Below are 25405 nucleotides of genomic sequence, written 5' to 3' on the forward strand. Positions count from 1 at the left end.
TACTATGATAAATAACCTGACGTTTGAACAACAAAAAGTACAATACTCGTTTTCTCGTGGAGAAGCTACTTCCGGCAATAAATTCTCGTCTTATTCAAAGGAAACCCTTTACGCTGAAAGTACTCTTCTGACAATTAATGATGATAAGGTTGAAATAGTACATAGAACGTTAGAAATTGAAATCAATAAATCTTTTAAAACGAGCCTTCCTGAGCTATCTGATAGGTTGAACTCATCTAAAATCCCAGGATATATCAACTCATCGCTTGTCCCCGACTATTGGAATGCTGAGAATACCTCGTCCAGGATAGCAGATTTGGCAACTTCTTTAGCTGGGATGTGGAAAACTCAAAATCCGGATAAAGATCAGAATGAATTCCAGGAATTTCTAAATAAATTGAAAAGTTCGATTGAAGAAGGGTTTTCACAAGCTCTGCACATTCTTAGTAATACTATTAGCTCTCCAGTCCGGGATTTGATCAATGACACCTACGCTTTGACTATGGACAAGGTTGACAAGTCATTTGCTGATTTGATTCAGGACTACGATAAAAAAGTCGCTTAAATATTCTTAGCCGCTCCCTAAATATTTTAACTTGTTAAGGCTCTGATTCTTTTCACGGTTTTAGTTTAAAGAGATATCTGGAAAATTTCCCCTTTACTCTTCTTTCCCATTATGTCTTTCTACCGCGATTGTGCATTCTCCAATCAGTGCGGCCGCAGCTCCGATAGCCGCTAACATTGGAGCTATAACAGCGCCAATAACGCCAATCGTCAGGGGCAACGACATGATAATATTTCCTTCTTTACCTTTGACTATGATTTTTCTCACATTTCCTTCTTGAATGAGCATTTTGATCTTTTGGACTAATTGTTCACTTTTAACTCTAAACTCTTCTTTATAGGTCCCTGTCATAATGAACGCTCCTTTTTAGAATGTATTTTAACCTGTCAGCTATAATAACGTTAAATCTGAGATATGTTAAGGATATAAAAATACGGCAGCCGTTTGGCTTTTGGTTATTAATAGAATGCATTGATGATGCTCGTGGTTTAGCTTCTTTTTTTCGCATATTTTTTAATATTATAGCGCTTCTATCCGTAGCGTAGAATTCCTTTTTCCTAGTTGACGCAGGGCCCAGCTTTCCCTTTGAGCCTCTGACGTGCTTCCTGGCGCATTCTTCTTTTGCATTGCTTTCCAATAGTATTTTATAAAATTCTAAGTATATGATAAACTTAGAAAATCATTGTTATTCAATATAAAAGTTAGGAAATCCCAAATGATAGGTTTCGTGCTTCTTCTTGTTTTTGCATTGCTTGCGTTTTTAATGTACTTAGGCAAAATACCCGCCTTACTTGCGCTTCCGGTACTTGCTTTTTTGCTTACTTTTATTGCGGGAGTGCCATTTTATTTTAATCAGTATCCGGCAGAAATGAGCTTTATTCTAAAATTTGGAAAATCGATATTAGACTCACAGCATCTTGTCTCATCAACGGTTATTTCTGATGGGATTCCACGGTTACATGTCGCTATTTTAACTGTCATGATAGGCGGAATTTTTGGGTATTTTTTAAAAGCCGCTGGGATAAGCGAATCATTAGTTCGCAAAGTAGCTGAATTGGCTGGAGATAAGCCTTTTGTCATAGCTCTTGTCCTTACGCTCGTGGTGAGTTTTTTGTTTACTACATTGGGTGGCTTGGGTGCGATTATTCTTGTTGCGAATATTTATCTGCCCGTCCTGTTATCAATAGGGATACCTCCGTTGCTTATCGGCAGTCTGTTCCTAATGTCCATTTCTTTTGGCGGGATATTCAATATGGTGAACTGGGCGCTTTATGTTGACATCCTGGGACTGTCCCAACAACAAATTATGATATATGCGCTCCCGTTGGGTGTTGTTTTTTTAGTTGTTATGATACTTTTTATGATTATAGAGTTCAAAAAAGCGCGGATCCCGGTTCCGACTGCTGCTGTTGTCAAAATATTTGCAATTTTAGCAACTATTTGTGCCGTATTCGTATGGTTTAAAGCTACTAATCCGATCAGCCCTGAAATGTTCCTTATGCTTAAGTGGGCTTATAAGGCTCTATTACTTCTTTTATTCATTATTCCTGCATTTAGCAGAAAGTTTTCATGGATAGCTATGCTTGCTCCTTTCGTGCCGATCAGCCTTGTGCTTTTTCTTGGTTGGAACATTAATCCGGCGTTTCTGCTCGGTATCATATTTTTATTTATTACCACCATGAACATCCGTAAATCTGATAGTTTTTCCTCTCGTTCGAAGCTCTTGATCCAGTCCTCCATCGAAGGAATACAGGGCGTAGCACCTGCGGTAGCTATTATGATAGGGATTGGTATGGTCTTGATAGCTGTAGTTCAGCCTCCGGTAAGCCAGAGTTTGTCGCCGTTGTTAAATGCGGTGTTGCCTACGAGTCCAGCCGGATATGTGATTATTTTCACCATCCTTGCTCCTTTAGCATTGTATCGGGGACCGCTTAATCTCTGGGGGATGGGAAGCGGGCTCATGCAACTTATTAAAGTGAGTGGGCTTAGCAGTATGTCAATTATGGCAGCGTTCATGTCAACCGGTCAGATTCAGGGGGTCTGTGATCCTACAAATACTCACAATGTCTGGGTCGCTAATCAACTGAAAATAGAGCTCAATGCGCTCTTGCGGAAAACATTACCTTATATGTGGGTAATAGCTTTATGCGGTTTGCTTTTAGGGGTTTATGTTAAATAAAGTTAGAATAGGAATCGATGTCGGGGGGACTTTTACTCATGCAGCGGCTCTCACTGCGGATCGGTTCGCTCTCATTGCTCAATCGAAAGTTCCGACAACTCACGATGCCAAGGAAGGCGTGGCGCTTGGCATAATTCATGCACTTCGGGAACTCATGGAATTGGGCAACATTAATCCGGACCAGATTTCTTGCATTGCCCATTCGACGACACAAGCTACTAATGCCTTATTGGAGGGCGATGTTAGTCCAGTTGGAATTATAGCTGTAGGCTGCGGCATTGAGGGTAAAATGGTAAGGGCTGAGACTATCCTTCAGCCAATTGAACTTGCGCCGGGACGTTTTTTGACCAGCTATCACAAATATATAGAGCTTGAAAAGGGCGCTCAAGTTGATCCTTTGACATTAGCAACAGCTATCGAAGAATTGAAACAAAACGGTGTAGCAGCAATTGTGGCAGTTACTGCTTTTAGTGTTGATAATCCGGTAATTGAAAACGAGATTGCAGAAATAGCACGGGAACACGGGTTGCCGGCTACTGCGACGCATGAAATTTCTTCCCTTTATGGGCTTACAGCCCGAACCCGTACTGCGGCTATTAATGCAGCGATTATGCCAAAAATGATCTATACCGCAGATATGACCAAACTCGCAGCGCTCTCCATGAACATCCATGCGCCATTAGTTGTGATGCGTTCTGATGGTGGTGCTATGAATATTGAAGAAATGAAGAAGCGGCCGATTCTGACGCTTCTTTCCGGACCAGCCGCGGGTGTTGCCGCTGCGTTGATGGCAGCCAAGATCGCGGATGGCATATTTCTGGAAGTCGGAGGTACTTCTACTGACATTTCCTGTATTATTAATGGTCATCCGTCAATCAAAATGGCACGCATCGGAGATCACAAAATTTATCTTAATACTATAGACATTCGAACAATTGGTGTCGCCGGTGGATCGTTAGCAGCGATAAAGGATAGCAAAATTGTTGGTGTTGGGCCCAGAAGTGCTCATATTGCAGGATTAAAGTACAGCGCTTTTGCCGGGCACGATAAAACTTTTGATACATCCGTCCCGAAGCTTATTTCCTTGAAATCCGATAGTTGTCAGTACCTTGCACTGGAGCATCCTGAGGATAGGTCTCAGTGGACAGTGACAACCACGTGTGCGGCGAATCAGCTTGATCTGGTCCCAAAAGGTGATTATGCCGAAGGGAATAAAGAACTCGTAAATTCTGCCTTTAAAAAATTTTCTGATTTCCTGGGAACGGAGTCTCCCAATGCGCTTGCATCAGAAATTATGGAAATAGGGGCTGCTCCGATTATTGATACCGTAACAGAAATTATCAGAGAGAAAAAACTTGAGATTTCACGATTAGCTCTGGTTGGTGGCGGTGGCGGTGCGAGTGTATGGATTAATTATATCGGGGGGAAAATAGGCTGCCAGTCGACGCTTGTTGAGAATGCACCTGTAATTTCTGCGATAGGTGCTGCGATGGCCCTACTACAGGAAACTGTCGAACGGACAATTATTGATCCGTGTCCGCAGGATTTCATAGATATTAGAGAAAAGGCTGAGACTTCGTTGATTCGTGGTGGCGCTAACCCGGAATCAATTGAGGTTAGGGTCGAGGTTGATTCCCAGCGGGGCGTTTTGCGTGCTACGGCTGTTGGTTCTTTGCATATGGTCGTGCAAGAAGAGACGCTATCAGAAACCGAGCTGCTGTTGCGCGCGGAAAAGATCCTTAATGTATCGAAAGAAGATGTCGCATTAGTTGCGATGACTTCCAACTTTATTGTTTTTCAAGGTAAAATAATCAAGAAGCAATTTTGGGGCCTGATTAAGAAGCATCAGGAGCCTTGGACGGTTTTAGATCTGAGAGGACGAGTCAGAATGGGGGCTGCCCATGGTAAGATTCTCATCCTCAAATCGGGTCAATTGGCGGCAAAACTCAGCGAGAGTGTCAATGAATATTCGATCTATGGGGATGGCGGACAGATACTTCCTTCGGTTTTTTTAGTAACGAATAGCCGGACTGTCGACCTTTCAGGTCTTGTAAGCGTTGAACAAATGATTTCTATTTGCCAGGAGGAACAGAAGCGATTAAGTGATGATGATAATGTTGTTCTTGCCATAAATATAGATAATAGATAAGTTCATCTTTTTTGAATATTTTTTGATGAAGAAACAAGAAGTAATTTGAAAAGAACTATTTAAGTTTTATTAATTAATAATACAAACATAGGAGAAATTGATGGGTAGGTTAACCGAAGTGTTGAAACAAAAAGGTTTTGTTATCGTTGTCAGTTTGCCAAGAAATGATAAAGACCTGGCAAAAGCGGCGTTTGAGTGTGGTGCAGATGCAATTAAGGTCCATATTAATGTCGAGCATAAGGCAAGCGGTACACGCTTCGGGAGTTGGTCGGAAGAAAAAGAGACTATCCTCGATATAATTGCTTCCGTTGACTGTCCAGTCGGCTTGATGCCGGGAGCGACGATAACTCCTACTTACTATGAATTACAGGAAGCTTCAGATTGCGGTGTCGATTTTATTGATATATATGACTATGACATGCCGTTGTGGATGCTGTCCTTACAGAAGATAGGCAAAATGATTGCTGTCGGCAGCAATTATACCTTGAATGATGTGAGATCACTAGAAGAAATCGGTGCTGATTTTATCGAAGCGTCAATCGTACCGTCGACATCGTACCGCCAACCGTTAACAGTAAAAGATCTCGAAATATATTACACGATGACCCAGTCAACTTCGAAGCCAATTCTTGTGCCCAGCCAGAAAAAACTTGAACCGGCAGATGTCCCTTTGTTTAAAGAAATAGGCATAAAAGGGTTGATACTGGGTACAATTTCTCTGGGAGATTCACCGCAGAGCTTCAGGGAAAGGCTTCCGCTATTTATTAATGGCTAAGGTACTTGGGTTCATACCTCTCGACGATCGACCGGTTTCCCTGCAACAGTCAGTGATGCTTGCACAGATGGCTGGATATGAGGTGATGTTGCCGCCAATTCAGCTTCTTGGCCATAGAATGATAAGCGGTAATCCTGATGCAATTCTAAAGTGGTTCTTCGAAAATGTTTCCTCTGTAGATGGTTGGGTGATTTCTTTGGATATGTTGGCGTACGGGGGACTGGTAGCTTCTCGAGAGATAACTGAGGATCTGGCGTTAATACTTTTAAGATTACAGCGCTTAGCTTTGATTAAAATAGCCTATCCGACCATTCCATTATACGCTTTTCAGTCTATCCGCAGACTTTCTACCACAGTTAAATCTTCTGATGATCTTGAAAAATGGGAAATTAGTCATAGAACCGGAGTCCTCAGTGACCTGCGTACGAGGAATCATAAGGTTAACCTGTATAGTCTGGAACAGTTATCGAAAAAAATATTTGATTTTGTTTTGCTATTGCAGGAAGATGCTAATCTTGACGGTCCTCATCAGGAAGAACACAAAATATTGCAAGAATATATTAAGGAAAAAGGAATTTCTCAAAATACGTGCATAACAACTGGAACCGATGAAGGATCTGCTGTCCTTATGTCTCGGTTAATGTGCGATTTAAGTAAAATAAAACCAAAGGTGTATGTTCTTTTTTCTTCTGAAAATGGCTCTCGCCGAGTTGCATTGTACGAAGACAGATGTATATGTGATACTGTGCGCGGGCAGATCAGAGCTATTGGTTGTGATACTTGTCTTGACCTGGAATCGGCCGATTTTGTTCTCGCTGTTTGGTGTCCGGATCATCCGGGGATCGACCTTATGTTCTCGAAGCCTTTTATGCCCAATGAACAGGATATCTCTGTATTTTTAGATAAAATAAACATTTTAATTGAAGAGAAATACCCTCTTGTTATTGCTGATCTCGCATACTCTAATGGCTCTGATAAGGATTTTTGCGACAAATTATCAACACATATCGAGATCTCCGGTTTGGCAGGCTATGCGGCTTGGAATACTGCAGCAAATAGTGTCGGGCATGCTCTGGCTCAGGGAGTACTTTCATTGAATAATAAAAGATTTCTTGCTTTGAGGTTTTTGGAAGATTGGGGGTATCAGTCTGAGATTAGACCGGTGCTCAATGAGGTTCTTAAGACCAATGGCTATGATATTTGGAATTTAACTCCTGAACAGGTTAATTCAGCTGAGGATTTTTTGAACAAGGCAATGCGGGAATGGCAGCGAAAAAAGTTAGGTAATCAATTTGGAGCGGAATTATCAAACATTCGGTTTAACCTTCCTTGGCAACGAACATTTGAAGTGGAAGTTACGATATGATCAATGATTATGAATGTGATGTATTAGTTTGTGGCGCTGGTTCCGCTGGTTGTTGCGCCGCGATTGCTGCTGCCAGAAATGGCGTCTCGACAATAGTTGTAGAAGAATCAGACATAATTGGCGGGACTATCGTGCAGAGCTTGGTATATCCGTTAATGACTTTTCATGCGGCACCAAATCTTCAAGTTATCAAGGGAATTCCCGAAGAAATAGTTGGAACGGCTGTACGTGAAGGTAGTCAGGGTCATATTCCTGATCCGCTAGGATGTGCGCCGACAATTACAATGATTGAACCGGAACAATTCAGTTCTTGTGTCTACCAAAAAATGATGCAGGCCGGGGTTATCATTATTAATAATACGAAAGTTGTCAATATAATTCGCGATGAGCAAGCAATTATTGGAGTTATCGCCCATACTGATGATAATCAAATAGTATCTATTAACGCTAAAGTGGTTATTGACGCTACAGGAGATGCCGATATTGCATGCCTGGCTGGGGTTCCATACGTATATGGCCGTATTTCTGACAATAAGACACAGCCTATGACGCTGATCTTTACGATGAGAAACGTTAATAATAATGTTGTGCGACAATATATCAAAGATAATCCTACTGAATTTGTTTTGAGTCATGAAGCCAGGAACAATATTGTGGAAGTTCCGTATTTAGCCGTGTCAGGTTTTTTTCGACTGGTCCGGGAAGCACAGCAAAAAGAGGGACTGGTTTCTTTCCGAGACCGTGTTTTGTATTTCGAAACAGCACAAAAAGGTGAAGTTTCTGTAAACATGACACGTATATTTGATATGGACGGATCGAATGAAAATGAGGTTGAAAAGGCGAGGGGAACTGCTTTATTGCAAGTTCAAGAATGTTACAGGCTATTCAAACACTATATTCCAGGTTTCGAAGATGCATATATTCATACTATTGCTCCTAAAATCGGAGTTAGGGAAACGAGGCATATAGTTGGAAAATATACCTTGTCAGCACAAGATGTGTTGTCTGGCAGGAAATTCGATGATGGTGTAGCTTGCGGTGCCTTCCCGATTGACATCCACTCTCCCGACGGTTCAGCTATAAACATGCAAAAGATGCCTCAGGGCACATATTATACAATTCCCTATCGGTGTTTAATTCCTGAAAATATTGAATCATTAATTGTCGCTGGGAGGTCTATTTCAGCAACTCATGAAGCCAGTGCTTCCGCACGGTTGGCTCCTACATGTATGGCGCTAGGGGAAGCTGCCGGAACTGCTGCTGCTGTTTCTGTAAGGAAAAATACCAGGATTTCTCTATTGGACTCAAGCGAAATACGACAAGAACTTATTGGTCAGGGAGTCTTCTTGTAATTTCTTCGAGTCCGTTATCGTATTTCGTTCGATATATTACTATGAGAGTATTTAACCTTAAAATTATCGCAGCACCTATAGAGAGCATCCGCGTTAAGTTTAATGATAGTGTTCAAGCTATTTCCCCTGATTCTTTTGAGGAAATATTCGGTATAAAATACACAAATAATCTGCATATTGATCCGGATATAATTGATATTCACAACGTTGAATTTGCGAATATGAGTGTGACTGATAGGTTGGCTCTAATTTTAAACTATCTTAGAAATAGAAAGTATTATTATTTTATTGATAAGGGAATTACTGCAAATGTATATATTTCCTATATAAATGAAAGAATTGGATACGGATTATTTGCAGACGAGGATATCAAAAAAAATTCCTGGATCGGAGAGTATTCAGGTCGACTGCATTTGGCAAATGGAAAGAGAGAAGAGTCTGAATATGGGTGGCTCTATCCAACAATGAAAAACAATATCTTTACAATTGAAGCATCGAAGTATGGCAACTATACCCGATATGTTAACCATTCTTTTAAGCCGAATGTTGTCGCCAGAAGCATCTATTTTAAGGACTATTGGCACTTTGGCTACGTAGCAATTAAAGCTATTTCTAAAAATGAACAGCTATTAGTCAATTATGGAGATTTTTACTGGGAACGCCGGCTCGACACTCCGGAGATGACTTCTTAGTATAGCTATTTTTGTAATTATTTTGCCGAATTATGATGCAAATAGTTACTCTTTAGAAATATTTACAAAAATATTTTCATAAACTGATGTATTTGTAATCAGATACTTACGCCGCAGCTAGTCCATGTTCTTCTGCTTTTTCTTTTTTTTCAACAAATTTTTTGCCGATTAAATAAATTTTTTGGTTACTTAATATATTGAGCGCGATCTCGAAGAGCCTGTTTTCTTCAACTTGCATATGTCTCTCAATAATATTTTTTAATACCAGGAGTTTTGCTTTCCAACTATCGCTATCGACAGGTTTAATATCAAGCTCATTTAACAATATATCCGCGATATGGTGTTCTTCAAGGGATTTAAGTACTTCAAAATATGACATGTGATTGTCTATAAAGGCAGAATAGAACTCTTTTTCTTCTAATCGCATGTGTAGCAGCAACTGCCTTTGAAGTTTGGAGAACGCCTCTTGCCTGGCTTTCCAGGCTAGCTCGTTCAGGCCTGTTAGGTTTGCTAGTGTTCTTCTGATTTCTTGATGATCTTTTCGAAGAAGCTCGAAGATGTTAGCTTTGTCTTTTTCTATCATTGGTTTTTCTCCTTTTTGGTAGTTTTTGGATTGATATTGTCTAGAACTATTCTTGAGAATTCTATTCCCAAAAAATATCTCGTCAAGCATAGATTAATATCTTATCTGCAAAGCTACTGCAATTATAGGGTAATAACTAGCTGATTATAATAGAAATATTGTTAACATTATTAGTTTTTATTGGTATACTAGTAGTAACCAAAACTTTATAGAGGAGGGTCCGCACGTGGCTAAATCAATGGATACCAAAAAAGAAGATAAGAAGAAACCTGCTAAAACCGTTAAAGAAAAAAAACAGGCAAAGCTAGAGAAAAAGAAATCGAAATCGTAATAGAATTAGATCTGGGAAATAATTATAAAAAAAAGTAGGAGAATGATTTATTCTCCTACTTTTTTTAGAGCCACATTTCTAAGCGATAGAGCTGGTTTTTGTTAAAGCGTGTGTGTCAACTTTAGAAGTGTTGTCATTAAAAACGGCTTGAGACTGCTGAATAAGGGACATTCCTTGGGCAGCCGCAGCATCATTCCCTACGGATTTTTCAAGGGTTTTCATGAAGTCCTCAAGGGTCATGCCACTTTTTTCTGCTTTGTCGAGGGCTGCTAATAAATTATCTAATTTCTGGGCTAACTGTGGGTTTACTTTTCTGATTTCTTCAATTATAGATCCAATGGCAGCTTTTGCTTCGCTTATGCTGGAGAAGTTTTTAAGAAAGTCTTTTATATCATTTAGCGAATCGAGTTTTATTTGTCCGGCTTGTTGGTTGTCCAGCCCTTTTAGTCCTTCTATTTTTGTCATCGATATCCTCCTTTGTCATTGCCAGTAACAATTGTTACGTGCTTTCGTTATGCGTAATCAAACTTCTAATAGTAATATCGTGGATCTGTGCTTATTTCTTGTATTGAAATTTGTTGGTATATTCTATAGTTAACCAGGTAATTAATGTCCAGGTTTTGAAGTATGCGAAGTTTCTGCTTTTGTTGCTTGGTTATTGGTCTTGCCGCTGGTTTCTTCTGATTTTTTTTCATCAAAGAATATAACATTGATTTCGATTCTGCGATTCTTAGCTCGATTAATGTTTGTATCATTTCCCGCCAGTGGTTTGTATTCTCCATACCCGGTTCCAGAAAGCCTGTCCGGGGGGATGTTCTCCACTTTCTGCAGATATTTAATTATACTGTAGGCTCGTGAAAATGAGAGTTCCCAATTTGAGTCATATTCTTTATTATGAATAGGAACATTGTCGGTATGTCCTTCGACAAAAATAGGGTTCGGGATTGGCTTAAGTATTGAAGCGACTTCTTTTAAGATTTTTTTAGCCTGAGGGTTTAACTCAGCTTTGCCGGTTTTGAAAATAACCGGATCAGTAAAAACAATTCGTATTTTTTTCTCTTCTATTATGATATGGACGTAATTTTTTAGTTGTTGCTCGATTATTACTTTTTCAACTTTTTTAGCAATTTCGGCTTTTTTGGAATCTACTTGCGGCATACTAGGTGTTTGTGCTTTTTTTAGTTCATCTTTGAGCACTTTTGCGGCTTTTTTATCTACTCTTTCAAGAAAGCCTGTGCGAATCTCTTGTAACACAACCGACATATTCGTCTCTTCTTTGCTATTTGTAGCAAATATAAATAGTACTAGAAAAAATGCAAATAAGTTGGTCATCAAGTCAGCGTAAGAGGTAATCCAGCCTTCTTCAGCCTCTTCATGATGTTTTTTTCTCCCCATGGTTATTTCTTGCCTTTGTATTTATTGAGTTTTTGCTTGTCGCTTAAAAAACCTAGAAGGTATTTTTCTACTTTAATAGGTAGTTCTTTCTTTTGAATGAAAATTATTCCTTCGGCTATCATGGTTTTTGTTAACATTTCGTCATCATTCATGATTCTTAGCTTTATAGCAACTGGAGTAAATATTAAACCGTTAGCTGCCGCACCGTATAGTGAAGCAATTAATCCCAAAGCCATCGCAGGACCAATCGCGCTGGGGTCATTCATGTTCCTAAGTACCATAACAATACCGATAATTGTACCTAGAATACCAAGCATCGGAGCTATTGCCCCCATGTTTTTTACAATTGAAATAAATTTCAGGTGGCGGCTATCCATTTGATCCATATCATTGGTTAATGCCGATCGTATGAATTCTGTATCCATGTTATCCACGATCATGTTTAATCCATGGATCATGAATGGATCTTTCAGTTTGTTAACTTCTTCGGCTAGAGCAATTTTCCCACCTGATTGGTTTATTTTGGCTATATTTACTAATGACGTAATAATAGCCTCCGGTTTTTGTGTTTTTGGTGGAATGACCAGAAAGCTAAAGACGCGTGCCAGGCTTTTTAATGTTTTAATGTCACTGCCAAGTATAGTAGCTACCAAACAGCCGCCAAATACGACTAGAAATGCTTTTATGTCTGCGTAGCTGTGTGGATCATGAAATATTTCCGGGGTACCAAAATATATAACGCCCATAAAACATAGTATTGCTAAGAACAATGATATATTCAAAGAATTAACCTCCGTCTGAGTAGTTGATAGCAATATTGCTAACTAAAATTTCTGAAAAGTATAAAAAGCTTTCGCTGCTTGTAATTGCCAATAATCAGTGAGCAGCGATCGGCTGTTTATTTACTTCTATCAGTGGTCATGTTTTTGTTATCTTAAAAGTTGATTTATGAAGTATCTATATTTGAGCTTATAATTTTTTTTTTATGAAGTCAAGTTATTGTTGGTGTATGTACAGGGCAATCGCATACTAAATAAAGAAACTTTTCAATAATGACGTCATCCCAGCATGTATTAGCTGGGATCCATTCTGTAAAACTAATCAAAATGAAGAATAAATAATTGATATCCTATTTCAGGATAATAATCCTGATTGGAATGACCTTTATTATAGGTTATAGTTTATAGATCCCTGATGAGGGCATTCAGAAATGACGGAATTTTAGTATGCGATAGCCCTGTTGAAAGATATTCTTGACGTATAATATTTTTGAGATATTATCTTAGCAGCTAGCTAGGAGGGGTCCGCTTCTCGTACTTATTGTGACCTTGTTCCAATGTATGAGGAGTGGGCTTCTCATAACGATAAATAATATATAGTGCTCATTTTGAAATAATTGAATACACTATATCTCGTTTGACATGATTTGTTTGAGAATGTCCATTTCATCAAGCGCTTTTCCAGTTCCATAGGCAACGCAAGATAAAGGGTCTTCGGCAATCACGACATCAATGTCTGTTTCTTTTGCAATGAACTTATCAAGGCCGTGAAGTAATGCGCCTCCACCTGCGAGAACTATTCCTTTTTCCATAATATCAGATGATAGTTCAGGAGGGGTCTTTTCGAGAACTGTGCGGACAGCGTTAACTATGGTATTGATTGGCTCGGAGATTGCTTCTCTTACTTCGGTTGAAGTAATATTAAATGTTTTTGGAAGTCCGGTAACGAGATCTCTTCCTCGTATTTCCATGGTTTTTTCTTTTTCGAACGGGAACGCTGATCCAAGTTCCATTTTTATTTCTTCAGCTGTTCTTTCTCCGATAAGTAGTCTGTAATTATCACGGCAGTGGGTGATAATCGCTTCATCAAGCTCGTCACCTGCAACTCGGACGGATTTGGATATGACGATGCCGCCTAATGAGATAACGGCAACCTCTGTTGTGCCTCCGCCGATGTCTACGATCATATTTCCTTCTGGTTCGGATACCGGGAGTCCTGCTCCAATTGCTGCTGCCATAGGCTCTTCAATAAGATAAGCCTCTCGCGCACCAGCATGAACGGCAGCATCTAGTACTGCTCTTTTCTCGACACCAGTGATGCCGGAAGGTACTCCGATGACTACTCGTGGACTAATTAATGATGAACGGTTGTGGACTTTCTGGATAAAATAACGGATCATTGTTTCGGTAACTTCGAAGTTTGCTATAACGCCGTCTCTCATTGGTCTTACAGCAGTGATATTGCCTGGAGTTCTTCCTATCATTCTTTTGGCTTCGTTTCCAACTGCTAGTGTCATATTGGTTCTTTGATCAATCGCAACTACAGAAGGTTCTCTCAGGACAATTCCTTCACCTTTAATATATATAAGAGTGTTTGCGGTTCCAAGATCTATGCCTAAGTCGTGTGAAAATCTACCAAAAAACTTGCCAAATAATTTCATGAATAGAATAAACTCCTTTGGGTCCAGAATGAATAAATGAGTGAAATTTAAAAAAGAATAACAGAAATCATCGTACAACGAAAGCCTTCAAAAATCAATATAGTAATTTTTACTGTTGTATTTCTATTTTCGCTTCGATGGGGTGTGGCTGTTTGTTTCTTAGGAGTGTAACGATGTATTCGCAAGGGCCGGAGATCATATACAGAAGTCCAATTATTAGGAGAGAGAATTTGTAGTATGAAATTATTGTAAACCCAAGGAAGACTATTGTTATGAGTACGCTGAATGGTTTTCGATTCTTCAGGTCAAGCTCTTTGAGTCCGTGATATTTGAAGTTGCTTACCATGAGTATTGATAAAAGGTACACTATTGCAGCGATGAGCGCCGGATTGTTGATTAGTGGACTAAGAAAGGATGAATATTCGGAGTGGCTAAAGACTATATAAGATAAAATTACTCCAGCCGCCGCAGGGGTTGGCAGTCCAACAAAGCATTTAATACTGGAATTTTTTGTGATTACATTAAACCTGGCAAGGCGCATTGCACAACATGCAACAAAAAGGAATGCTGCCATCCAACCAATTTTCCCGAATGGTTTTAGCATTGATAAATAGATTAATAGTGAAGGAGCTATGCCAAATGATAAAATATCGGAAAGTGAGTCAAGTTCTATGCCAAAATGTGATGTCGTATGTGTTAGCCGGGCTATTTTGCCATCAAGTACATCAAATATACCTGCTGCGATTATAATTAAAGCAGCTGTTAGGAAATGCCCGTTAATTGAAGCTATGATTGAATAGAATCCACAGAACATGCCGCTAATTGTTAGTAAATTAGGCAGGATATAAATTCCTCGCTTCATCTGAGCTCTCCTATTATTGTGCTCCCACCTTTAACTTTTTCCCCAACATTAACATTTATTTTGCATTGAGAAGGTAATAATAAGTCGACGCGGGACCCGAATTTGATGAGTCCGAAGCGGTCGCCTTTTTTTATCATATCACCGTTTTGCGGCCAGCAGACGATTCGGCGCGCTATGAGTCCTGCGATTTGTTTTACAATGATTTTTTTGTTGTCATTTGTGATTGTTAAGGATGTTTGTTCGTTTACTTCCGAGGCTTTCTCTGCAAAAGCCACAAGGAATTTTCCGGGATTGTATTTTTTGTCCGAAATCATTCCTGTAATCGGCGCACGGTTGATATGTACATTAAAAACGGAAAGAAAGATACTTATCTGGTTGTATGTTTCGTTTCCAACGATGACAGGCTTAATTGCTACAACTTTGCCATCGGCCGGAGATACGATAAGATTTTCTTCGGTTGGTACCGTTCTTTCCGGATCTCTAAAGAAATATATTATGAAAAGGGACAGGAATAGGAAGAAATACGTAAGTAAGCTATTTTGAAGCGCATATGAGAAATAATAGAATACCAAGGATATTGCTATAAATGGATAGCCTTCTTTTGCAATAGGTAATAATTTGGGTTTATTGTGGGTCATAGGATTCTTTTCAAAAAAATAGTAAAGTTTGATAGATATTATATTAAAATTCAACAGCCTTTGTAAAGGACATATATTTTCTTGTTCGAAAGGTATATCGTCGTTATCCTGAATTAGTCTCAACAATCTTCTCTGTTATGATGTTAATTCTGCTGAGAAAATTTTAGTTGCGGTTTCTTTGAATTGTAATTAAAGTATATCAAAAAAATTAAGATCAGTAGTGCTGTTTTTGGAGGGGATCAAATATTTGAACGGTATTTTTAATGTTGTTATAGGAAAATATTGTGTCACCCTGTCAGGGTTGACTTGTTGCGGTATAGTTGTTATTCTGTAGCCCGTTAAAATGCTCTGCGTTTGCTCTTGTGGTTATTTCCAATAAAACATCTTCATTGTCGTAAAAAATCCAAAATATTGTAAGTATATAGTATGAGATGCAAATAGAGTAATATAATAATAAGGAGAATTATTGTGAAAAACAGAATCAAAATAGCAATAAGTACATTATTCTTAATTGCGAGTGTGTTCCTCTCTGTAGGGTATAGTTCTTTATTTATTTCTGAGGAAAGACCATTTCCTTTGCCCGGTCCGACGATTCCAGCGATTCCAGCTTTTCCTGGTGCTGAAGGGTTTGGGGCAAAAACGCGAGGCGCTTATGCGTTGCCAAATCAACGTCCGGTGGTTTTGAAAGTGACTAATTTGAATGATAGCGGGAATGGTAGTTTAAGGTGGGCATTAGAATATGATGGTCCCAGAGTTGTTGTTTTTAACACCGGGGGGACTATAAAGCTTAATCAGGAGATTTCTGTTGAGCATCCTTACCTGACTATTGCCGGACAAACTGCTCCGGGTGGGGGTATCTGCATTAAGGGTGCGCCGATAAGGATAAAGAGTCATAACATTATCGTAAGAGGGCTTCGGGTGCGGAATGGAAATTTACGTACCAGTACAGATTTCCAGAATGGAGATGGCCTTTCTATTGAAGCTTCAGGAGGGTATACCTGTCCGAATGGTGAACCTAATAATATCATTATAGACCATTGTTCGATAACTTGGGGGAGTGATGAAAATGGGCAGGTATGGTATGCAGCTCACGATATTACCTGGCAATGGAATATTATTGCCGAGTCTATCTGGTCGCCTGCTTATCCTGAGATTACAGGCTATGGACTCCTGATAGGAAGTCGGGTCCACAACATTAGTATCCATCATAATTTGTTTGCTCATAATAAGGCGAGGAATCCGGAATGCAATGCTGATACTAAAGGTGAAATTGTAAATAATGTAGTCTATAATTGGTCAAATAAAGGAACGGATTTCATCGGCAGTCCAAAAGAGAGCCCTAATTCCGGTTTCTACGATTTCCAGCCTTCTTATTGGAACCTGGTCGGTAATTATTATAAAAAGAAAGGTACCGAAGGCAACCCCAAACCTCTATTGCTTTTTAATTATCCGGGCTGGAACAAAGAGTACTATATTCATGAAAATTCTAAGTTTTATTTAGAAGGTAATGCTAATGTTGCTAATAGCAGTCGGGACTGGGATATCGTCTCTTTTGAAGGCGGTGGAAACGGCAGCTCATATAAGTCCGAATCTCCGGTTATAGGCTTGTCAGGGATTAAAGCCGGTCCTGCTGACAGTATCTATTCTCCGGTCCTAAATAATGTTGGGGCAAGGCTCCCCATTGTTGATTCCGTGGATGCTCGCATAATTGCGGATGTGCAGAACGGAACAGGCGAAATCCGTTCAAGCGTAAGTGACGGAGATTATCCGGTTTTAGAAAGCGGTTCCGCCCCTGTTGATTCAGATGATGACGGGTTGCCGGATAGCTTCGAACTGTCACAAGGTGGTAGCGTGATCGGAATTGATCCGAATGAGAATGCGCCAAGCGGATATAGCTGGATTGAAGAATACGTTAATTCATTGATCCCGGCAGTCAATTAAACTAATATGCTGCTGGTTGATGAATATTGTCTGCCGGCAGCTGCTTATTGCCGGAAACTATTTTTTGTCATTTTCGAACTCTCATGATTAAAACTTAGTGTTAGTGTTGGAATATTGTCTTGACAAATAATCGATATCGCATTAAAAAGTTACCTGGGAATAATTAATAATATTATTCATAATTCAATAGTAAGTATAGGATTAAAATATGAAAATTCTAATAACTGGGGCTGCAGGTTTTATCGGCTCTCATTTGGTTCGGAAGTTGGTTACGGAAGGCCACGTTGTTACCGGTCTTGATAATATTAATGATTATTATGATGTTCGGCTAAAATACGGGCGATTGACAGAGGTTGGAATTGCTGAAGATAAGACTGAATACAACACGATAGTTCAGAGCGAAAATTACGAAAACTATAAATTCATTAAATTAAATCTTGAAGACAAAGATAATCTGTTTAAGCTTTTTGAGAACGAGAAGTTTGATAAGGTATGCAACCTCGCTGCACAGGCTGGTGTGAGGTACTCTATTACCAATCCTTATGCATATATTTCCAGTAATATTGTCGGGTTTATTAATATTCTTGAAGCCTGCCGGCATAATAATATCAAGCATTTGGCGTATGCCAGCAGTTCTTCTGTTTACGGGCTCAATGAAGAAATGCCTTTTTCGACAAAGCATAATGTCGATCATCCGATCAGCCTTTATGCGGCCAGCAAGAAAAGCAACGAGCTTATGGCACATACCTATAGTTACTTATATGGTCTTCCGACGACCGGATTGAGGTTCTTTACGGTATATGGCCCGTGGGGCCGTCCTGATATGGCGCTGTTCTTATTTGTTAAAGCTATTCTTGAGGAACGACCTATTGATATTTACAACAATGGAAAGATGATTAGGGATTTCACTTATGTTGACGATATTGTAGAAGGTGTGACGAGAGTTATTAATACTCCTCCGGTAAAGAACGACAACTGGTCAGGCAGAGACGGAGATCCTTCCGCTAGTAAGGCGCCTTACAAAGTTTATAATATCGGGAATTCCGCTCCTGTTAATTTGATGGATTTTATTGAAGCTATTGAAAAAGAAGTCGGTAAACCCGCCAGGAAAAATTTTTTACCTATGCAGGATGGGGATGTTCCGGCTACCTGGGCTGATGTGTCTGACCTGATGAGCGATCTGAATTACAAACCTGATACTCCGGTAAGCAAAGGTATACAAGAGTTCGTGATCTGGTACAGGCAATTCTATAGGGTCTAGTGTTCAGGTTGTAGCGCATTAAGGGGCTTTTATAGTCTCACCGTTGTCAGTGAGTCCGGATAATACTTTTCAAATTTCCACTGAGAATGGCTTGGCTTCTTCTTTATTGCTGGGTTTTCCCTATCAAAGACAGGAATTCCTGCCTGGTAGCGGGATGATCGCGAAAACTCCCCAGAAGTGATGACGTGACAAGCATTGAGTTCTGTTTTTGTACGCCTCTCATCATCATGCAAAGGTGCCGGGCTTCAATCATGACTCCCACTCCAGCCGCACCGATTGCATCCTTAATGGCATTTGAAATTTGTTCAGTTAAATGTTCCTGGATTTGTAATCTCCGTGAGTAGGTATCTACTATGCGGGCAAGTTTACTTGCACCAATTACTTTTCCATTAGGAAGATAACCAATATGGCAGCGCCCATAGAAGGGTAAGAGATGGTGTTCGCAAAGGCTATAGAGCTCTATATCTTTTATGATAATCATACTATCTACTTCTTGAGTAAAAATTGCATTATTGATTAATTTTTTCATATCTACAGAATATCCCGAGGTAAGGAATTTTAAGGACTTGGCTAGCCTATTGGGCGTTCTCACTATCCCTTCACGGTTGGTATCTTCACCAAGTTCAGTTAATAATTCCTTTACCAGCATTTCAATTCGTTCATTATTCCTAGGCATGTGAAATCTCTTTTCTCACTTGTTCTGTATATTCTTTTAGAGGTTCCATATTTGCTTGTGATAATTTCCCGGCTACTTTATCTATTGGGACGTTCCATCCGGGCAAGACCAAATCCGGAGATAATTCCATTAAGGGAATTGCTAAGAACGACCGACATACGATCATTGGATCCGGAAGTGTCATTTTATCGGTTACTAGGACAAGACTGTCATATATGATTAAGTCAAGATCAATGGTACGGGAGGCATATTTATCAGCACTTCTTTCTCTTCCCAGACTTTTTTCGATGGGTTTGAGCACGGAATTTTTTAATTGCAGCGGAGGTTTTTCCGTATTTATTTCTATTACGCAATTATAGTAGGCGGGCTGGTTTTTATGACCTTCGGGTTCTGTCCGATAGACGGTAGAGATTTTTACTACATGTTCCTTGGCTGAGAGCATCCCGATTGCACTTTTAACATTTTTACCCGGACTGATATTTGAACCGATACTTACGAATGCCCTTGTCATTGTTCTGCCTTTTGCTTTCGTACAATTTCTACGCCGGCACTTCGGGCAAAACGTAGCGCCATTGGCTTCTCAACCAGTACGTTGACTTCTGCCACTATAGGGTTTGCCAAGCAAATTCCGGCGATAGATTCTGCAAGAGCCTCGATTAAATAGCAGCTCGAATTTTCTATGTTGTTCAGGATTGCTTTCTTGAGTGTGCGATAATCGAGGGTGTCTTCGAAGCGGTCACTTTTCCCTGCTTTCTGAAGGTCTAGAGACAGTTTTATGTTGATTACGACATCTTGTTTTTCCCGGCGTTCTTTGTCGTTCACGCCAATGATACAGCGCGTACGAAGATCATTAATCAATATTTTATCCATTGAGGTGTTTTCCTCCGTCTACGCTGATTATCTGTCCAGTTAAGTAAGTACTCTTGAGAAGATAGATAACCGCCTGCGCTATATCAGAAGGATTGCCGTGTTTTTTTAAAGGGACGGTTTCTGCTAATTTTTCAAGAAAATGTTCATCTTTGCCTGCTGGCGGGAGAATAAGCCCGGGGGCAATTCCATTGACGGAAACCTTCGGAGCAAAACTGACGGCAGTCATTTTGGTTAGGAGTAAGAGCATGTTTTTACTTAAAATATAAGCGGTATGGTCCCAATCATAACTGTAGATTTTTGTATCAAGCAAATTAATTATTTTACCTTTGCCCATTATGCGGACGAACTCCCGGCTGAGATTAAAAGGGGACCAGGCGTTGACTTGCATTTGCTGAACTATATTTTCGAAAGTCATATCCATAAGAGTGTTTCGGGAAAAAATCGAAGCGTTATTAATAAGGAAATCGAATGGCCCTGCCATATCTGCTGTCCTCCGGATTAGGGTTTCGGTTTCCTGCAAATTCGCGAAATCTGCTTTTATTAGCCACCATTTTACTTTGCGCTCTGTCAAACGGTCACTCAGTTCTTTCGTCTCTTCGATTTCTTTCGGATAATGAATGACTATGTTAACTCTTTCGTCAGCCAGTGCTAGAGCTATCGACCGGCCAATGCGTTTCCCGGCGCCTGTGATCAAGGCAGTTTTACCTGATAATATTTCTTGGCTCAAAGTTAATTCCTCAAATCGATTTTTGCCGCTAAAATGAAATCGTTTTGTGAAAGCCCTCCAACTTTATGTGTGGATAATGACAGGGTTACTTTGCTGTAAAAAATGCAAATATCAGGATGATGGTCCTGAGCTTGAGCAAGTTCGGCTATTTTGTTTACAAAATCAATTGCTTCATTAAAATCCTTAAAAGCAAATTCCCTGATTAGTTGCTTTTCTTTAAGAGACCAGTTCGGGACTTCTTTCAAGAGTCTATTGGCTTCGTTCATGGAAAGAGCTGGATCTCCCTGTTTATATGGTTTACAATTTTGCTCTGCAAGCTTCATATTTTTCTCCTTACGCTGCTAAGGGTGATTTCCGAATGGCACCCTTCAATTCTTCAGCCGTTATTTTTCCCCCCTGGCTTAATAGTGATCGAGCCTCATCGACTTTTTTCCATACATTACACAGCATAATGCCTTTTAACTCACCCTTATTTAAGTAATAAATGACTCCGGTATCATTTTCCTTTGTCCAATCGGCGAACGTTTCAAACTCTGCATTCGTATCACCTACCGCTTCATACCCAAATTCAAAAAGGTCTGAGAAAAAATAGGGTATATAGGTAAATGGTTCTCCTGCACCTGTCATATTCCGGCCTGCGTATTTTCCTTGATGAATTGAATTATCCCAATGTTCCAGGCGCATTTGTTTTTTTAGCGCCTGATATGGAAATAGTGCGTTATCTCCCGCTGCATATATATCAGGATTCGAAGTCTGCAGATATTCGTTTACAACAATACCATTATTAAAATCCAGATTTGCCGAAGTTGCCAGGTTTTTTTCCGGTGCAATACCAATGCCTGCTATTACCATATCCGATTCGATAAGTTTTTCGCTATCGGTGTATGTAATGAATTTGTCACCTTGTTTCGCAATCCTAACTGGTTTTTCCCTGTTAAATATGTTAATTTCCCGTTTTAAATAGTGCTCTTGTATAGCTTGCCCCAGAGATGGAGGAAAAACTCTGCTGCACAGATAATTATCGGGAAAAATCATTGTCACTGCGACCTTGTTTATACTCAATGCCGCTGCAATTTCTGAGCCGATAAATCCGCCGCCTATTACCACTGCCGATTTGCCTTGCTGAGCTTCCTGTCTAGTTCGTAAATAATCATCTAGATACCGGTAGTAGCAGATCCCATCAAGATCACCTCCAGGAATCGGAAGGTGACGGGGACTTCCTCCGGTAGCAAGAAGCAGGGTTTCGTAAGCATATTCTTTCCCTTCACTATCTGTGAGCGTTTTTTGATTTGTATTAATTGAAATAACGTGTTTCCCCAGAGCCAGTATAACGCCATTCTGGTCGTAAAAATTACGGTCATGCACGAAGATGTCTTCTACTTTTTTCTTTCCAAACCAGAGTTTTTTGGTAAGTGGAGGGCGATCGTAAGGTAAATGTTTTTCAGAACCTATGACCAGGATAGCACCTTTTTTGTCATACTCTCGAATCCCTTCAACAGCAGAAGCTCCTGCAAGCCCTGCGCCTACTATGATATATAAGAATTTCGTTTTTGCCATAACTAACCTCCCTATACATGCAAGTAGCAATTCTGGGTGTGTCTTTTACAACTCTTGTTTGTCAAAGTCAATTGCAAAAGCAGGGTGTAATTTAGCCTCATCCAGCGGAAAGCATTATCTGGTACTGATATATGTCACCCCCGCTGCCTTCTCCATCGACGACCTGAGAAGGCTTACAAATATAGCTGCTTATGGGTATCGGTGGTAAATGGGAGAGACTGGCGAGACGGAAAATAGATATGGAAGTATTTTCTTTCATCGAGCCGAGCATATATTTTTGATGAAAATAGAGGGAATATTCGTTCAACGGTCGTAGCGCAGGACGCGTTTAGGCTTAAAACTACTTAAAAGATATAACATCTTGGTATTTGATTCCACTTCTTCGTTTGCGTCCATTATGTGGAACTATTTTTATCATGCTATTTTCTAGTTCATTAAGTATTATTTTGATCTCTTTTTCAGTAAAATCTGTTTCGTCAATTATCTTGGAGAGTACTTGTTCGTAAGTATAAGTAGAATTTGAAAATATTTCTGTAAATATTCTAATCAACAAATCTTTGTCTATCGATTCGGGGCTGGGAGAAAACAAGCCCATTTGCGTACCATTGTTTCCGGTATATTCGGTTTTCCCGTTATTAAACCTACCAAAACTGTCTTTCATTCTCGAACATCCTAGCCAATGATTTGACAGGTGGAATAGATAGTATATTGTTTTGTCTTGATCAGGATACTTCATTTTATATGGATAAACATACTTGCAAAAGTGCTTGCATTGTTGCCTGAATAAATTAATCATCTGTATTTCTTTTTCATTTTGGCCACAAAGGTCTCTCCATTCAGTAGTCCCAAAATATTCATCAAAGTGTTTTAAAATTTTTTCATCAGGATGTTCAGTCCATCTATGAATTGAGCTGTACATAAAGTTCAGTAATATCTCAGTTTTGTTGTTTGACATTATCCTTTTGATTGTGCTCATTTTTATATCTTTAAACCCAAACGGATCAATAAGAAAAAATGTTGGTGCAATATTTTTGCAAGTATCGAGAAATTCATTTATTTCTTTGTCGAAACTACCATTTACTAATAAGAGTTCTCCATAGGTATTAATCCCTTTATAATTTATTATTTTTTTAATATTGTTTAAGTTATCATTATCTTGGTCAATTATCATTACATTAACATTGCCAATTCTATTTTCTGCCTGTAGACTATTGATTGTTTCTAGGGTACGTATTGGTGATCCAAATTGATTCGATAAATACGTACCATTTTTATCTAAACTTGAGTGATAAGCTCCAATACCTCCAAATCCATCAATGTAGTTGAGCTTATTACTGAATGTACCAAGTATTTGTAACCAAAGAGGTAGATAATAGCTGAAAACTTTGTGCTTCATTTCTGTTTGGTCTTGATACTCCCAGGTTTTGAATGGTACATTGTTCCATGATTGAAGTTTTGGACTTCCCATAATTATCCTTTTGATGTAAAAATAACAATAATTGGATTATATCATAATGTAATGATTATATGTGAATAGTTTTATATAAATTATTTAGCGATAAAATGTTAGTAGCAAGAGAATAAATGAGGAATAATATGAGTATTTTAGTAAAAGAGAAAAATGACACAAATTGTAGAGCAAAGGCAGTTTTTGGTACTGCTGAATGGGCTGCGTATACTGAAAACTTTATTGATGGATGCAAGCATAATTGCAAGTACTGTTATAGTAAAGAAATGGCAATAAGATTTCAGCGCAAAACTGCTGATTCCTGGTCTGAGGAAATTGTGAGAAGACGCCAAGTTAACAAAAAGTTTAAAAAAATGACAGGCACAATAATGTTTCCCTCTTCACATGATATTCATCCTGAAAACTTAACTAGTTCAATGATATTTTTGGAAAACATGTTATATGCTGGTAATCGTGTATTGATTGTAACTAAACCTCATTTGAGGTGCATAAAGGCTATTTCTGATAAACTATCTTTTTATAAAAATAAAATTCTATTTAGGTTTACAATCGGATCTGCTAATAATGAAGTTTTATCATTTTGGGAGCCTGGTGCACCTCTTTATCAAGAGCGTCTAGCATCTCTTCAGTATGCATATAATAACGGATTCAAAACTAGTTTGTCTTGTGAGCCGATGCTTGATGATAATATTAACCAAGTAATAATTGATACATCGAATTATATTACAGATCATATTTGGATAGGTAAAGTAAATTTCCTTTTAAGAAGAATAAAAATGAATGGATGTGACGATACTGAAACAATTCGAAGAGCTACAGAATTGTTAAATATTCAGGCTGATAATAATATTGTGGATTTGTATAATAATCTAAAGGATAATCCTATTATTAAATGGAAAGAAAGCATAAAGAATGTAGTAGGGATAGAAGTGCCTACTGAAAAGGGTTTAGATATCTAATTCAATTATTTCCCTCGTCATTCCGTGAATATGCTGTGTCACAATTAATCGTATTTATTTGATTTTACTTGTTATTATAACGCCTTAATTTTGCCCCACCTTCGAAAACAGGAATCTAGCTCTGCATTAAACTAATAAGTATTTCTGAAAGATTTCCCTATGGATACAGGTATGACATAGAATTAGTATTCGATTGCCATGGCCCGAAAACCTTCCTCCTGTTGACTGAAAAATAGATTTATTATAAAACCGCCTTAAGGGGGGATTATTATGAACAAAATCTATGCTTTGATTTCAGGTGGATTATTAGTATTTCTTTTGCTTATCAGTCCTGTAAACGCTGTTTCTAAAAATGACGGTAACTGGTCTTTTCAGTTCACTTCCGGGAATGCTACGGTCACTGTAAATGTTATAAAAAAGGAAATTAAAAAAGACACCATTTCCTGGCAGGTGTTACTTGATCAGGGTTCCGGGCCTCAGCAGTATGCTGTCGGGACTTCAAATGCAAAAGGAACCAATGGCACCTGGCGAGTTCTTAGTCCTCAACCGGTACCGGAAAAACTGAAGAAATCAAAACCTGCAAAAAAATAGTTAAGCGGGTATGCGTTTCACCGGAGCG

Annotated in this window: 26 protein-coding genes; 11 read left to right on the forward strand and 15 right to left on the reverse strand. The window is 39.1% G+C overall.

The window, feature by feature from the left end; genetic code table 11:
- Positions 1 to 4 precede the first annotated feature (4 nt).
- Positions 5 to 565 (forward strand): hypothetical protein, encoded by a 561-nt coding sequence (locus DKM50_03365; GenBank protein PZM83018.1) that lies wholly within the window; start codon positions 5 to 7, stop codon positions 563 to 565.
- Between the two features lie 93 nt (positions 566 to 658).
- Here DKM50_03365 and DKM50_03370 read toward each other — a convergent pair whose 3' ends face one another.
- Complete coding sequence (locus DKM50_03370) at positions 659 to 916, reverse strand: hypothetical protein (protein ID PZM83019.1); 258 nt, start codon at positions 914 to 916, stop codon at positions 659 to 661.
- 364 nt (positions 917 to 1280) lie between these two features.
- Here DKM50_03370 and DKM50_03375 point away from each other — a divergent pair, with 364 nt between their 5' ends.
- From DKM50_03375 to DKM50_03400, 6 genes are all read left to right on the forward strand, one after another.
- Positions 1281 to 2744, forward strand: coding sequence for a hypothetical protein (locus tag DKM50_03375; GenBank protein ID PZM83020.1), 1464 nt, complete (start codon positions 1281 to 1283; stop codon positions 2742 to 2744).
- Complete coding sequence (locus tag DKM50_03380; protein PZM83021.1) at positions 2734 to 4893, forward strand: hypothetical protein; 2160 nt, start codon at positions 2734 to 2736, stop codon at positions 4891 to 4893. Before DKM50_03375 ends, DKM50_03380 begins: the two co-directional genes overlap by 11 nt.
- Positions 4894 to 4993: 100 nt before the next feature.
- Positions 4994 to 5668, forward strand: coding sequence for a hypothetical protein (locus DKM50_03385; GenBank protein PZM83022.1), 675 nt, complete (start codon positions 4994 to 4996; stop codon positions 5666 to 5668).
- Positions 5661 to 7034, forward strand: a complete 1374-nt coding sequence (locus DKM50_03390; GenBank protein ID PZM83023.1) for a hypothetical protein — start codon at positions 5661 to 5663, stop codon at positions 7032 to 7034. The genes DKM50_03385 and DKM50_03390 overlap by 8 nt, the downstream gene beginning before the upstream one ends.
- Positions 7031 to 8386, forward strand: coding sequence for an FAD-dependent oxidoreductase (locus tag DKM50_03395; GenBank protein PZM83024.1), 1356 nt, complete (start codon positions 7031 to 7033; stop codon positions 8384 to 8386). The genes DKM50_03390 and DKM50_03395 overlap by 4 nt, the downstream gene beginning before the upstream one ends.
- Positions 8260 to 9078 (forward strand): hypothetical protein, encoded by an 819-nt coding sequence (locus DKM50_03400; protein PZM83025.1) that lies wholly within the window; start codon positions 8260 to 8262, stop codon positions 9076 to 9078. Before DKM50_03395 ends, DKM50_03400 begins: the two co-directional genes overlap by 127 nt.
- Positions 9079 to 9184: 106 nt before the next feature.
- Here the strand turns inward: DKM50_03400 and DKM50_03405 are convergent, their stop codons facing one another.
- The 7 genes from DKM50_03405 to DKM50_03435 form a co-directional block, all read right to left on the reverse strand.
- On the reverse strand, positions 9185 to 9751 hold the full coding sequence (locus DKM50_03405; protein PZM83026.1) for a hypothetical protein: 567 nt from the start codon (positions 9749 to 9751) through the stop codon (positions 9185 to 9187).
- A gap of 319 nt (positions 9752 to 10070) precedes the next feature.
- Entirely contained in the window at positions 10071 to 10457 is a 387-nt protein-coding gene (locus tag DKM50_03410; GenBank protein PZM83027.1) for a hypothetical protein, read from the reverse strand.
- Between the two features lie 141 nt (positions 10458 to 10598).
- Positions 10599 to 11387, reverse strand: a complete 789-nt coding sequence (locus DKM50_03415) for a hypothetical protein (protein PZM83028.1) — start codon at positions 11385 to 11387, stop codon at positions 10599 to 10601.
- A 2-nt stretch (positions 11388 to 11389) separates the two neighbouring features.
- Positions 11390 to 12169, reverse strand: a complete 780-nt coding sequence (locus DKM50_03420; GenBank protein ID PZM83029.1) for a hypothetical protein — start codon at positions 12167 to 12169, stop codon at positions 11390 to 11392.
- 623 nt (positions 12170 to 12792) lie between these two features.
- A complete protein-coding gene (locus tag DKM50_03425) occupies positions 12793 to 13827 on the reverse strand; it encodes a rod shape-determining protein (protein PZM83030.1) in 1035 nt (344 codons plus the stop codon).
- 109 nt (positions 13828 to 13936) lie between these two features.
- Positions 13937 to 14689: a CDP-diacylglycerol--serine O-phosphatidyltransferase gene (pssA, locus tag DKM50_03430; GenBank protein ID PZM83031.1), complete on the reverse strand. Its 753-nt coding sequence runs from the start codon at positions 14687 to 14689 to the stop codon at positions 13937 to 13939.
- Positions 14686 to 15327: a phosphatidylserine decarboxylase family protein gene (locus tag DKM50_03435; GenBank protein PZM83058.1), complete on the reverse strand. Its 642-nt coding sequence runs from the start codon at positions 15325 to 15327 to the stop codon at positions 14686 to 14688. The genes pssA and DKM50_03435 overlap by 4 nt, the downstream gene beginning before the upstream one ends.
- Positions 15328 to 15795: 468 nt before the next feature.
- Between DKM50_03435 and DKM50_03440 the strand changes: the two genes are divergently transcribed.
- On the forward strand, positions 15796 to 17268 hold the full coding sequence (locus DKM50_03440) for a hypothetical protein (protein PZM83032.1): 1473 nt from the start codon (positions 15796 to 15798) through the stop codon (positions 17266 to 17268).
- Positions 17269 to 17476: 208 nt separating this feature from the next.
- Positions 17477 to 18529, forward strand: coding sequence for an NAD-dependent epimerase (locus DKM50_03445; GenBank protein ID PZM83033.1), 1053 nt, complete (start codon positions 17477 to 17479; stop codon positions 18527 to 18529).
- Between the two features lie 103 nt (positions 18530 to 18632).
- Here DKM50_03445 and folE read toward each other — a convergent pair whose 3' ends face one another.
- From folE to DKM50_03480, 7 genes are all read right to left on the reverse strand, one after another.
- The gene (folE, locus tag DKM50_03450) at positions 18633 to 19205 is read right to left on the reverse strand and encodes a GTP cyclohydrolase I FolE (GenBank protein ID PZM83034.1); all 573 of its coding nucleotides are present in this window, start codon (positions 19203 to 19205) and stop codon (positions 18633 to 18635) included.
- Complete coding sequence (gene folK, locus DKM50_03455) at positions 19198 to 19716, reverse strand: 2-amino-4-hydroxy-6-hydroxymethyldihydropteridine diphosphokinase (GenBank protein PZM83035.1); 519 nt, start codon at positions 19714 to 19716, stop codon at positions 19198 to 19200. The genes folE and folK overlap by 8 nt, the downstream gene beginning before the upstream one ends.
- Positions 19713 to 20075, reverse strand: coding sequence for a dihydroneopterin aldolase (gene folB / locus DKM50_03460; GenBank protein ID PZM83036.1), 363 nt, complete (start codon positions 20073 to 20075; stop codon positions 19713 to 19715). The genes folK and folB overlap by 4 nt, the downstream gene beginning before the upstream one ends.
- Positions 20068 to 20790 (reverse strand): dehydrogenase, encoded by a 723-nt coding sequence (locus tag DKM50_03465; protein ID PZM83059.1) that lies wholly within the window; start codon positions 20788 to 20790, stop codon positions 20068 to 20070. Before DKM50_03465 ends, folB begins: the two co-directional genes overlap by 8 nt.
- Before the next feature lie 14 nt (positions 20791 to 20804).
- The gene (locus DKM50_03470) at positions 20805 to 21125 is read right to left on the reverse strand and encodes a 4a-hydroxytetrahydrobiopterin dehydratase (protein ID PZM83037.1); all 321 of its coding nucleotides are present in this window, start codon (positions 21123 to 21125) and stop codon (positions 20805 to 20807) included.
- A gap of 10 nt (positions 21126 to 21135) precedes the next feature.
- A complete protein-coding gene (locus tag DKM50_03475) occupies positions 21136 to 22359 on the reverse strand; it encodes an NAD(P)/FAD-dependent oxidoreductase (protein ID PZM83038.1) in 1224 nt (407 codons plus the stop codon).
- Positions 22360 to 22699: 340 nt separating this feature from the next.
- The gene (locus DKM50_03480) at positions 22700 to 23827 is read right to left on the reverse strand and encodes a hypothetical protein (GenBank protein PZM83039.1); all 1128 of its coding nucleotides are present in this window, start codon (positions 23825 to 23827) and stop codon (positions 22700 to 22702) included.
- A gap of 128 nt (positions 23828 to 23955) precedes the next feature.
- Between DKM50_03480 and DKM50_03485 the strand changes: the two genes are divergently transcribed.
- Both DKM50_03485 and DKM50_03490 read left to right on the forward strand, forming a co-directional pair.
- Positions 23956 to 24786, forward strand: a complete 831-nt coding sequence (locus DKM50_03485) for a hypothetical protein (GenBank protein PZM83040.1) — start codon at positions 23956 to 23958, stop codon at positions 24784 to 24786.
- A 270-nt stretch (positions 24787 to 25056) separates the two neighbouring features.
- Positions 25057 to 25377: a hypothetical protein gene (locus DKM50_03490; protein PZM83041.1), complete on the forward strand. Its 321-nt coding sequence runs from the start codon at positions 25057 to 25059 to the stop codon at positions 25375 to 25377.
- Positions 25378 to 25405 lie beyond the last annotated feature (28 nt).

Source organism: Candidatus Margulisiibacteriota bacterium, assembly GCA_003242895.1.
Taxonomy (GTDB): domain Bacteria; phylum Margulisbacteria; class Riflemargulisbacteria; order GWF2-39-127; family GWF2-39-127; genus GWF2-39-127.